Here is an 11,200-nt window from a genome sequence, read left to right as displayed (position 1 = left end):
GGATGGAAGCCCGCCCGCCCCGTGACCCGCACGCCCGCCCGGTCGCCCGGCCGGAACGGCGAGTGGCCGGCGACGCGGATGTCGACGGGCGTCTCGACGCCGTCGGCGACGACCGTGATCATGGCGTCGTGCCCGTAGTAGCGGACGTCGGTCACCGTCGCGCCGTGCACGGTCCCGTCGGTCCCCTCGGTCCCGCCGGTCTCGCCGGGCTCGGTGAGCCGCAGCTGCTCGGGCCGCAGTATGACGGTGCCCTCCGGAGCGGCCGCGGGCGTGCGCAGCTCGACGGCGCCGAGCGCGGTGGTGGCGGTGCCCTCGGCGGCGTGCGCGGGCAGCAGCACGGCGTCGCCGACGAACCCGGCGACCCAGGGGTCGGCCGGCCGCGTGTAGACCTCGTGCGGGGGACCGCACTGGGCGATCCGCCCGTCCCGGACGACGGCGACGAGGTCGGCGGTGGACAGCGCCTCCTGCTGGTCGTGGGTGACGAGGACGGCGGTGGCGCCGGTGGCGCGCAGCGCCGCGCGGATGTCGGCCCGCACTCCGGCGCGCAGCGCGCTGTCCAGCGCGTTGAACGGCTCGTCGAGCAGGACCAGTGCGGGCTCGGGGGCGAGCGCGCGGGCCAGGGCGACGCGCTGCTGCTGCCCGCCGGACAGCTCGTGCGGCATCCGGTCGCCGTATCCCGCCAGGCCGACCAGGTCGAGCATCTCCGCGGCGCGGCGGCGGCGCGCGGCCCGGTCGGCGACGCCGAAGGCGACGTTGCGGGCCACGCTGAGGTGCGGGAACAGCGCGCCCTCCTGCGGCACGATGCCGATGCGGCGGCGTTCCGGCGGGACGTGCGTCCCGGGCCCGGCGAGAAGGCGGTCCCCGACGGCGACGGTTCCCGCGCCGGCGCGCAGGAAGCCCGCGATGACGCGCAGGAGGGTGGTCTTGCCGCAGCCGGACGGGCCGAGCACGGCGGCCAGCGACCCGGCGGGGACGGTGAGGTCGAGCCCGTCCAGGACGGTGGCGTCCGGGCCGTACGCCTTGGTCAGGCCCTCGATCCGCAGTTCGGTCATGTGCGATGCCTCCCGAGGAGGTACGAGGGGACCGCCGCGAGCAGGATCAGCACGGCGGCGTAGGGCGCGGCGTCGGCGTAGGCCCCGACGCCGGTCTCCGTCCACAGCCGGGTGGCGAGGGTGTCCATGCCCGTGGGACGGAGCAGCAGGGTGGCCGGCAGTTCCTTCATGCAGACCACGAACGTGAGCGCGGCGCCCGCCGCGACGCCGGGCGCGGCGAGCGGCACGGTGATGGTCCGGAGCACGCGCAGCGGGCGGTGCCCGAGCGAGCGGGCGACGTCCTCCAGCACGGGCGGGGACTGCAGGACGGCCGCGCGGGTGGCGGTGACCGCGATCGGCAGGAACAGCACCGCGTAGGCGCAGACCAGCAGCGGCAGCTCCTGGTAGATCGGATGGACGTAGCGGACCGCGAAGAAGACCAGCGCGAGGGCGACGGTGATGCCGGGCAGGGCGTGCCCGGCGTAGGCAGCCTGCTCCAGCAGTTCCGCGGCCCGTCCCCGGTAGCGGGCCGCGACCACGCCGACCGGCAGGGCGAGCACGGTGGTGAGCAGGGCCCCGGCCGCGGCGGCGCCGAGCGTGGCGCCCGCGGTCTCGGCGAGCCTGGGGAGGTCCCACGTGGAGCGCTGCCCCGTCACCAGCCAGTAGGCGAGGGTGGCCAGCGGGAAGACGACGGCGGCGGAGACGACCGCCCCGCACCAGGCCAGCGCGGGCGCCGTCAGGCGCCCGAGGGGCACCGGGACGGGAGGACGGGCGGTCCCGGAACCGGTCCTGGCGTGCCGGTGCCGCCCCCGGGTGCGCGTCTCCAGCGCGACGAGGCCCACGGTCATCAGCACGAGGACGACGCTCAGGGCGGCGGCCGGGGTGCGGTCGAAACTGGCCTGGTAGGAGACGTAGATCCCGCGGGTGAACGTGTCGTACCGCATCAGCGACACCGCGCCGAAGTCGGACAGGACGTAGAGCGCGACCAGCAGCCCGCCTCCGGCGGCCGCCGGGCGCAGGTGCGGGAGGACGACGCGGACGAACGTGGCGACCGGCCCCAGCCCGAGGGACCTGGCCGCCTCCTCGTGCGCAGGATCGAGCCCGCGCAGGGCGGCGGCGACCGGCAGGTAGACGTAGGGGTAGCTGACCAGGGTGAGCGCCACGGCCGACCCGGTGAAGCCGGCGAGGCCCGGCACCGCCGACAGCCACGCGAAGGCCGCGACGTAGCTCGGCACGGCCAGCGGCAGGGTCGCCGCGACCGCCCACGCGCGGACGCCGGGGAGCGCGGTGCGCACGGTCAGCCAGGCCAGCGAGATCCCAAGGATCAGGCAGGCCAGGACCACCGCGGCGGCGAGGGCCAGGCTGCGGCCCATGAGCTGGGCGGTGCCCTCGGTGGTGACGACGCTCCAGGCGAAGCCGGGGCCTCGCTCCAGCGCGCGCACGGCGAGGTAGCCGAGCGGCAGCAGAGCGAGGGCCCCGGCCAGGCACGCCGGTCCCAGCAGGACCCAGGGCGCGCGTCCTCCGGTCATCCGGTCAGACCATCCCGGCTTCCTGCAGCATCGCCAGCGTCTCCTGCAGCGACTCCAGCTTGCCGAGGTCGATCTCCGGGGCCTTGAGCGACTCCAGGGGCGGCAGGTCCGGGACCTTGCTGGTGACCCCGGCGGCCAGCGGGTACTCCTTGGTCTCGTCGCTGAAGTAGGTCTGGGCCTCCGCGGAGAGGAGGAACTCGGCGGCCTTGAGCGCGGCGTCCCGCTGGCCGCTGCCCTTCAGCAGGCCCACGCCCGCCACGTTGACCAGCGCGCCGGGGTCGCCGCCCGGGAGGAAGTGCAGCTTCGCGGTGACGCCGTCCGCGCCCTTCTCCGCGACCTTCTCGTACCAGTAGTAGTGGTTGATGAGCCCGACGGAGACCTCTCCGGAGTTCACGGCGTCCAGCACGGCGTTGTTGTTGTCGTACGCCTTGACGCCGTTGTCCTTCATGCCCTTGAGCCACTTGCGGGTGGCGTCCTCGCCGTCCAGGACCCGCATGCCGGTGACGAACGCCTGGAAGGACGCGTTGGTCGGCGCGTAGCCGACCTTGCCCTTCCACTCCGGCTTCGTGAGGTCGCGGACCGAGTCGGGCGCCTTGTCGACCTTGTCGGGGTTGTAGGCCAGGACGCGGACCCGCCCGGAGACGCCGACCCAGTCGCCGCCGCTGCCGCGGAACTGCGCGGGCACCTTGCCGAGCACCGGCTCGGGCAGCTTGTCCAGGCGCCCCTCCTTGGCCAGGGCGCCGAGGGCTCCGGCGTCCTGCGAGAAGAACAGGTCGGCCTCGGTCTTGTCGCCCTCCTCGAGGAGTTGCGCCGCCAGTTCGGCGCTGCCGCCGTAGCGGACTTCGACGCCGGTGCCGACGGCCTTCTCCAGCTTGTCCAGCAGCGGCTGGACGAGCTTCTCGTTGCGGCCGGAGTAGACGACGATGCCGGCGTCGTCGGAGCCGGCGGCACCGTCCTCGCCGCCGCAGGCGGTCGCGAGTGGCGAGAGGAGGGCCGCCACAGCCAGGACGGGGGTGAAACGGCGCAGGGGGTTACGCATGACTGCCTCTGAGGTCGCAAATCCGGACGTGGTGGAATCAGGTTAGCCTTGCCTAAATTGATCGCGCGAGGGACCCCCGCCTCCGGTTGCATCGGGGGCCGGTGCGGCGGGGAAGGTTACGCTGGCGGATCCGGCGAGTAGCGAGGTGTTCCGATGAGCGGTCCGGTCAGCAGCGTCGACGCCCCGGCGACGCAGGCCGAGGGGAGCCACGCCACCGCGCCGTGCGTGGAGGTGACCGACAGCCGCGAGGCGACGGTCGGGAAGTTCCGGGTGCGCCGCGCGCTGCCGCGCCGGGGGCGCCGCACGGTCGGCGCGTGGTGCTTCGCCGACCACATGGGGCCCGCCGACGTCACCGAGGAGAGCGGCCTCGACATCGGCCCGCACCCGCACATCGGCCTGCAGACCGTCACCTGGCTCACCGACGGGCAGGTGCTGCACCGCGACAGCCTCGGCTCGGAGCAGGTGATCAAGCCGGGCCAGCTCAACCTGATGACGTCCGGCGGCGGTGTCTCCCACGCGGAGGAGGCCACCGGCCACTACCGCGGCACCCTGGAGGGCATCCAGCTCTGGGTGGCGCTCCCCGAGGCGACCCGGCACGGCGCCGCCGGCTTCGAGCACCACGCCGAGCTTCCGCGCACCGGCCTGGACGACGGCGTCGCGACGGTGCTGGTCGGCGAGTTCGGCTCCCTCACCAGCCCCGCCAGGCACGACACCCCGCTGGTGGGCGTCGACCTCGACCTGCGGGCTACTTCCACGGTGCCGCTGCGCACCGACTTCGAGTACGCGGTGGTGGTCCTCGAAGGCGCCGTCGCCATCGACGGCAAGCCCCTGCGCCCCGGGAAGCTGGGCTACCTCGGGGAGGGGCGGGACGAGCTGCGCGTCGAGGTGCGCGAGCCGTCCCGCGCGATCCTGCTCGGCGGCGAGCCGTTCGAGACACCGATCATGATGTGGTGGAACTTCGTGGGCCGCACCCAGGACGAGATCGACGCCGCCTACGCCTCCTGGTCCGCCCAGGACGACCGCTTCGGACGCGTGCGCAGCTCCCTGCCCCGCATCCCCGTGGGCCCGCCCCCGTGGCGGCAAGCCGGGCGCTGACGGCGGTCGGCGGCCTGGTTGGATGGCCCGGTGAGGTGGCGGAAGAAGCGCGACGACTCCCAGACCCGGGTCAAGCGACAGGCCCTGCTGGCCCAGCTCTCCGGCCCGGTACGGCAGTTCCTGGCGACGGAGGTGGGCAGCGCCGGGCTGCTGCTCGCGGCCGTCGTGGTGGCCATGGCCTGGGCCAACTCCCCCTGGTCCGAACACTATGAATCGCTCTGGGCGACGGAGGTGTCGCTGACGTTCGGCGGCGCCGGGCTGTCGATGGACCTCGGGCACTGGGTCAGCGACGGGCTCATGGCCCTGTTCTTCTTCGTGATCGGCATGGAGGTCCGGTACGAGCTCAGCGTCGGCGAGCTGACCAGCCGCCGCCGCGTCGCCATCCCGATCGTCGGCGCGGTCGGCGGGATGGTCGTCCCCGCGCTCCTGTACCTGCTGGTCGCGCCCGGGGGAGAGGCCGCGAACGGGTGGGGCATCGTGATCGGCACCGACACGGCGTTCATGCTCGGCGCGCTCGCCGTGGTCGGCCCCAGGTTCGCGACGCAGCTCCGCGTCTTCCTGCTCGCCCTCACGGTCATCGACGACATCGTGGCCGTGACCGTGATCGGCGCGGTCTACTCCGGTGACGTGCACCTGGGGCCGCTGGCCGTCATGCTCGGGCTGTGCGCGGTGCCGGTGCTGCTGAACCGGCTGGACGTGTGGCGCTCGGCCCCCTACGTCCTGGTCGTCGTGGCGCTGTGGGTCGCCACCGTGGAGGCGGGGCTGCACGCGTCCATCGCCGGGATGCTCGGCGGGCTCCTCATCCCCGCGCACCCGCGCGCCCGGGAGGCGGTCGAGCGGGCCGCCCGGCACTTCCGCGCGTTCCGGCAGTCGCCCATGGCCGACCTCGGGATGTCGGCGCGGCTGGGGCTGCAGCGCGCCGTCTCGGTCAACGAGCGGCTGCAGACGGTCCTGCACCCGTGGACGAGCTATGTCGTCGTCCCGGTGTTCGCGCTGGCCAACGCGGGGGTCGACCTGCGCGGCGGCGTCCTCGGCGACGCGCTCACGTCGCCGGTCACATGGGCCGTGATCGTCGGCCTCGTCGTCGGCAAGCCCATCGGCGTCGGGCTGAGCGCCGTCCTCGGCGCGCGGTTCGGCCTCGGGAGCCTGCCCCGGGGGGTCAGCGCCGAGCAGGTGTTCGGCGGCGCCGCCCTGTCCGGGATCGGGTTCACCGTCTCCCTGCTGATCGCCCGGCTGGCCTTCAGCGACCAGGCCCTCCGCGACGAGGCGATCGTCGGGGTGCTGCTGGGGGCGCTGCTCGCGACCGTCCTCGGCTGGGTGGTGTTCCGCGCGGCGATGGTCCTGCGCGGCCAGACGGAGGCCGACCTTCCCCGCATCCTCGACCGGCCGGTGGACCCGGAGTACGACCACGTCAAGGGCCCCCGCGACGCGCCGCTCACGCTCGTCGAGTACGCCGACTTCGAATGCCCGTTCTGCGCCCGCTCCACCGGGGTGGCCGCCGAGCTGCGCGCCCGCTTCGGCGACGACCTGCGGTACGTCTTCCGCCACCTGCCGCTCCCGGACGTCCACCCGCACGCCGAGTTCGCGTCGCGCGCGGCCGTCGCCGCCGGCGCGCAGGGGCGCTTCTGGGAGATGCACGACCTGCTCTTCGAGCACCAGGGCGAGCTGGAGTACGAGGACGTCGCCGGCTACGCGGCCGACATCGGGCTCGACATCGAGAAGTTCCTGCGCGACATCGACGAGGAGAGCACGGCCGCCCGGGTGCGGGCGGACGTGGCCAGCGCCGAGGCGAGCGGCGCGAGCGGCACGCCGACCTTCTTCATCGGCGGGCGGCGCCACACCGGCGCCTACGACGCGGAGACGCTCGCGCGCGAGCTGCGGCTCTCCGCCGGCCCCGGTGCGAAACTGTCCGCCGCGCCGGAGGACCAGGCCGGAGGACCGACGGCCGGGTAGCGGGGCCCGCGCCCGGCGAGCCGCCGCGTGAAAGGTTTTCACGCCGAAATGACTCGGAGTGCGGCCCGGTCTAACATCCGTTGCGGGAGCGCTCCCATCCGGCCATACCCCCGCAACCGGAATGGAGACCTCGCAGATGCACAACCGAATACGCCGTGCCGTGACGATCCTGTTCGCGGCGATCCTCCTGCCGCTCCTGTGGGTCGACACGGCCGCCGCCCACGGCTCGGTGATCGACCCCGCGTCCCGCAACTACGGGTGCTGGGACCGCTGGGGCAGCGACCACCTCAACCCCGCCATGCAGCAGCAGGACCCGATGTGCTGGCAGGCGTGGCAGGACAACCCCAACGCCATGTGGAACTGGAACGGGCTCTACCAGAACAACGTCGGCGGCGACCACCGCGCGGCGGTGCCCGACGGCCAGTTGTGCAGCGGCGGCCACGCCGAGGGCGGACGCTACCGGTCCCTGGACGCCGTGGGCGCGTGGAAGACGACCGACATCGGCTCCAACTTCACCATCAACCTCTACGACCAGGCCAGCCACGGCGCGGACTACTTCCGCGTCTACGTCACCCGGCAGGGCTACGACGGCCTGAACCAGCCATTGCGCTGGAGCGACCTGGAACTGGTCCGCGAGACCGGCAGGTACGGTCCGAGCAACAACTACGTCATCGGCAACGTCAGCGCGCCCGGTCGCAGCGGCCGCCACGTGGTCTTCACCATCTGGCAGGCGTCGCACATGGACCAGGTGTACTACATCTGCTCTGACGTGAACTTCCGCTAGTCCCCCCGCCTCCCGATCCCGTCCCGCCGGATGCCGCACGGCATCCGGCGGGACGTCCCATTTGCGGGTGCACCAGGGCCTTTACGGGGAACGGCGGCGGATGCGATGATCATGCCGGCCGGGCGCGATCGCTCGCAAAACGACACAAACTTGATGGCTTCTCATTCTTGACTGACTCCAGATAGTGAGCCAGTCTGTCCGACGTGGCGACACCGTCGGACTACCAGCGACTGCTCCGCGGGGCCGCGCTGCGCGTGACCCGGCCCCGCGTCGCGGTGCTGAGCGCGGTCCACGCGCATCCGCACGCCGACACCGACGGGATCATCGGTGCCGTGCGCCGGGACCTGCCCAAGGTGTCCCACCAGGCCGTCTACGACTCGCTGCGGACGCTGACCGCGGCGGGTCTGGTGCGGCGCATCCAGCCGTCCGGCTCCGTGGCGCGCTACGAGGCGCGGGTCGGCGACAACCACCACCACGTCGTGTGCCGGTCGTGCGGCGCCATCGCCGACGTCGACTGCGCCGTCGGCGAGACGCCCTGCCTGACCGCCTCGGACGGCCGGGGCTTCTCGATCGACGAAGCCGAGGTCATCTACTGGGGCCTGTGCCCCGACTGTTCCACCGGCCAGAACTTCTGAACCATCTCTCGCACAGCCCTTGGAAGGATCCCATGTCGGAGAAGCAAGAGTCGATCGTCAACGACGCGAACGCACAGGGTGAAGGCGGCTGTCCGGTCGTCCACCAGCGCGCTCCCCACCCGACCCAGAGCGGCGGCAACCACGGCTGGTGGCCGAACCGGCTCAACCTGAAGCTGCTCGCGAAGAACCCCGACGTCGCGAACCCCCTCGGCGGGGACTTCGACTACGCCGCGGCGTTCCAGGGCCTGGACCTCGCCGCCGTGAAGCGGGACATCGCCGGCATCCTCACGGACTCGAAGGACTGGTGGCCCGCCGACTTCGGCCACTACGGCCCGTTCATGGTCCGGATGGCGTGGCACAGCGCGGGCACCTACCGCGTCAGCGACGGGCGCGGCGGCGCCGGGTCCGGCCAGCAGCGCTTCGCGCCGCTCAACAGCTGGCCCGACAACGGCGGCCTCGACAAGGCCCGCCGCCTGCTGTGGCCGGTCAAGAAGAAGTACGGCCAGGCGATCTCCTGGGCCGACCTGTTCATCCTGGCCGGCAACGTCGCCCTGGAGTCGATGGGCTTCAAGACGTTCGGCTTCGCCGGCGGGCGCGAGGACGTCTTCGAGCCGGAGGAGGACGTCTACTGGGGCCCGGAGAGCGCCTGGCTCGACGACCAGCGCTACAGCGGTGACCGGGACCTCGAGAACCCGCTGGGCGCCGTGCAGATGGGGCTCATCTACGTCAACCCGGAGGGCCCGAACGGCAACCCGGACCCGGTCGCCGCGGCCCGCGACATCCGCGAGACGTTCCGCCGCATGGCGATGAACGACGAGGAGACCGTCGCCCTCATCGCCGGCGGCCACACGTTCGGCAAGACGCACGGCGCGGGCCCGGCGGACCACGTCGGCCCCGAGCCCGAGGGCGCCCCGCTGGAGCAGATGGGCCTCGGCTGGAAGAGCACCTTCGGCACCGGCAAGGGCGGGGACGCGATCGTCAGCGGCCTCGAGGGCATCTGGACCGACACCCCCACCGAGTGGGACAACAGCTTCTTCGAGATCCTCTTCGGCTACGAGTGGGAGCTGTTCAAGAGCCCGGCGGGCGCGTGGCAGTGGCGGCCGAAGGACGGCGCCGGGGCCGACACCGTCCCCGACGCCCACGACCCGTCCAAGCGCACCCACCCGACGATGCTCACGACCGACCTGTCGCTCCGCTTCGACCCGGTCTACGAGCCGATCTCGCGGCGCTTCAAGGACAACCCCGACGAGTTCGCGGACGCCTTCGCCCGCGCGTGGTTCAAGCTGACCCACCGCGACATGGGGCCGGTCGCGCGCTACCTCGGACCCGAGGTCCCGAGCGAGACGCTGGTCTGGCAGGACCCGATCCCCGAGCGGACCTACGAGCTCGTCGACGCCGGCGACATCGCCGCGCTCAAGGCGAAGCTCCTCGACTCGGGGCTGTCGGTCTCGCAGCTCGTGTCCACCGCGTGGGCGTCGGCAGCGTCCTACCGCGGGTCCGACATGCGCGGCGGCGCCAACGGCGCCCGCATCCGGCTCGAGCCGCAGAACGGCTGGGAGGTCAACCAGCCCGACGAGCTGGCGCGGGTGCTGCGCGTGCTGGAGGGCGTCCAGGAGTCCTTCAACGGGGCGCAGACCGGCGGCAAGCAGGTCTCGCTCGCCGACGTGATCGTGCTCGGCGGGTGCGCCGCCGTGGAGAAGGCCGCCAAGGACGCGGGCCTCGACATCGAGGTCCCCTTCACCCCGGGCCGGACGGACGCGTCGCAGGAGCAGACCGACGTGGAGTCCTTCGCCGAGATGGAGCCGACCTCGGACGGGTTCCGCAACTACCTCGGGAAGGCCAACCCGCTGCCGGCCGAGTACTCGCTGATCGACCGGGCGAACCTGCTCACGCTCAGCGCGCCGGAGATGACGGTCCTCGTCGGCGGGCTGCGCGCCCTCGGCGCGAACCACGGCCGGGCGGAGGGGCTCGGCGTCCTCACCGACCGGCCGGGGACGCTGACCAACGACTTCTTCGTCAACCTGCTCGACATGGGCACGACGTGGAAGCCGACGACGGAGGAGGCGGAGGTCTTCGAGGGCCGCGACGACTCCGGCGCGGTCCGCTGGACCGGCAGCCGCGTCGACCTCGTGTTCGGCTCGAACTCCGAGCTGCGCGCGATCGCGGAGGTCTACGCGGCCGACGACGCGCGGGAGAAGTTCGCGCGCGACTTCGTCGCCGCGTGGGACAAGGTGATGAACCTCGACCGGTTCGACATCGCCTGAGGACGGCGCCTGAACGGGTCCGTCATCCGTAAGTGAGAGTCCAGGCCGGCCCATCGGGCCGGCCTGGTCCGTTTCGGCGGCCGCTCAGCGGTCGCTCAGGAGCGGCACTCGGGGCACAGGCCCCAGAAGGTGACGTCGGCCTCGTCGACCAGGTAGCCGGCCTCGTCGACGGGGTCCAGGCAGGGCGGGTGGCCCACGACGCAGTCGACGTCCTTGACCGCCCCGCAGTTGCGGCACACCAGGTGGTGGTGGTTGTCGCCCACGCGTCCCTCGAACCGGGCGGGGCTGTCGCCGGGCTGGATGCGGCGCACGAGACCCGCGGCGGTGAGCGCGTGGAGCGCCTCGTAGACGGCCTGGAGCGAGATGTGGCCCACGCGATCGCGCACCCCGGAGGCGATCGCCTCCACGCCGAGGTGGTCGCCGTCCCGGACCGTCTCGAGCAGCGCGACGCGGGCGGCCGTCACCCGGAGGCCGGCCCCGCGCAGCTCCCCGGCCGTCGTCGTGGTCTGGGATGCGGTCATTTCGCCGGACCTGCCTTCGTGAAGGATTTAAGACAACGAGCAACCCAAGTCTAGTCGGATGTGGTATGAGTCCGGCCTTGGGCGCCGGTGAGACATACCGGAGTCGTATCGAAAGTTTCGGAATCTTCACCCGGATCTTGATCGTACTCCGCCGCCCGCTGTGGACAGCTTTGAACTGGACTCTCTGGACATTGCTTCTGACCAGCTCGAATGCCATCGCAATCGGTAGAATCTTCTCGAAATTTTTCGAAAACCGTTGACACGCCATCGCGTGCGGCCAACACTGCTGCCATCGACAGACCCGCTGTCGATCCGGGTCACCGCCCGGAGACCGCCCCCACCCCTCCAC

Annotated in this window: 9 protein-coding genes; 5 read left to right on the top strand and 4 right to left on the bottom strand. The window is 72.5% G+C overall.

Features of this window, described 5'->3' with window-relative positions; translation table 11 throughout:
- The 3 genes from E1266_RS30400 to E1266_RS30390 all read right to left on the bottom strand — a co-directional run.
- A partial coding sequence (locus E1266_RS30400; RefSeq protein WP_132052891.1) for an ABC transporter ATP-binding protein occupies positions 1–1,052 on the bottom strand: 1,052 nt, incomplete at its 3' end.
- Positions 1,049–2,560, bottom strand: a complete 1,512-nt coding sequence (locus E1266_RS30395) for an iron ABC transporter permease (RefSeq protein WP_132052889.1) — start codon at positions 2,558–2,560, stop codon at positions 1,049–1,051. The genes E1266_RS30400 and E1266_RS30395, both read right to left, overlap by 4 nt.
- A gap of 4 nt (positions 2,561–2,564) precedes the next feature.
- Entirely contained in the window at positions 2,565–3,599 is a 1,035-nt protein-coding gene (locus tag E1266_RS30390) for an iron ABC transporter substrate-binding protein (protein WP_132052887.1), read from the bottom strand.
- 153 nt (positions 3,600–3,752) lie between these two features.
- Here E1266_RS30390 and E1266_RS30385 point away from each other — a divergent pair, with 153 nt between their 5' ends.
- The 5 genes from E1266_RS30385 to katG all read left to right on the top strand — a co-directional run bounded on the left by E1266_RS30385 (position 3,753) and on the right by katG (position 10,330).
- On the top strand, positions 3,753–4,694 hold the full coding sequence (locus E1266_RS30385; RefSeq protein WP_132052885.1) for a pirin family protein: 942 nt from the start codon (positions 3,753–3,755) through the stop codon (positions 4,692–4,694).
- Between the two features lie 30 nt (positions 4,695–4,724).
- The gene (nhaA, locus tag E1266_RS30380; RefSeq protein WP_207946002.1) at positions 4,725–6,647 is read left to right on the top strand and encodes a Na+/H+ antiporter NhaA; all 1,923 of its coding nucleotides are present in this window, start codon (positions 4,725–4,727) and stop codon (positions 6,645–6,647) included.
- Between the two features lie 136 nt (positions 6,648–6,783).
- Complete coding sequence (locus tag E1266_RS30375; RefSeq protein ID WP_243719071.1) at positions 6,784–7,431, top strand: lytic polysaccharide monooxygenase auxiliary activity family 9 protein; 648 nt, start codon at positions 6,784–6,786, stop codon at positions 7,429–7,431.
- Positions 7,432–7,634: 203 nt separating this feature from the next.
- Positions 7,635–8,066 (top strand): Fur family transcriptional regulator, encoded by a 432-nt coding sequence (locus tag E1266_RS30370; RefSeq protein ID WP_132052880.1) that lies wholly within the window; start codon positions 7,635–7,637, stop codon positions 8,064–8,066.
- Positions 8,067–8,098: 32 nt separating this feature from the next.
- Positions 8,099–10,330: a catalase/peroxidase HPI gene (gene katG / locus E1266_RS30365; RefSeq protein WP_132052878.1), complete on the top strand. Its 2,232-nt coding sequence runs from the start codon at positions 8,099–8,101 to the stop codon at positions 10,328–10,330.
- A 95-nt stretch (positions 10,331–10,425) separates the two neighbouring features.
- Here the strand turns inward: katG and E1266_RS30360 are convergent, their stop codons facing one another.
- Positions 10,426–10,851 (bottom strand): Fur family transcriptional regulator, encoded by a 426-nt coding sequence (locus E1266_RS30360; protein ID WP_132052876.1) that lies wholly within the window; start codon positions 10,849–10,851, stop codon positions 10,426–10,428.
- Positions 10,852–11,200 lie beyond the last annotated feature (349 nt).

It is taken from the genome of Actinomadura sp. 7K534 (assembly GCF_004348575.1).
In the GTDB taxonomy this organism is placed as follows: domain Bacteria; phylum Actinomycetota; class Actinomycetes; order Streptosporangiales; family Streptosporangiaceae; genus Spirillospora; species Spirillospora livida.
The sequence above is the reverse complement of the archived record's forward strand: the minus strand, read 5'-3'. Positions and strand labels throughout refer to the sequence as shown.